At 62.5% G+C, this 256-nt stretch carries 1 protein-coding gene; it reads left to right on the top strand.

Translation table 11 applies throughout. The features are described 5' to 3' along the window. A partial coding sequence (locus tag AC5Y4T_RS26215) for an integrase core domain-containing protein (RefSeq protein WP_499956165.1) occupies positions 1–235 on the top strand: 235 nt, incomplete at its 5' end. Positions 236–256: the final 21 nt, after the last annotated feature.

Here is a 256-nt window from a genome sequence, read left to right as displayed (position 1 = left end):
CAACGCTCTGGCCGAGACCGTCAACGGCTACTACAAGGCCGAGCTGATCTACGGGCCGGCTCGCACCGGACCGTGGAAGACCGTCGAGGACGTCGAGCTGGCGACCCTGGGCTGGGTGAACTGGCACAACACCAGCCGTCTACACAGCTACCTCGCCGACGTTTCACCAACCGAGTTCGAGGCCGCGTTCTACGATGCACAACGGACCGACCAACCCCTGATCGGAATCCAATAACCCGAGCCTCCGACAGAACCA

Source organism: Mycobacterium sp. NGS11 (genome assembly GCF_059813315.1).
Note: the sequence above shows the minus strand (reverse complement) of the source record. Positions and strands in the feature narration are given on the sequence as shown.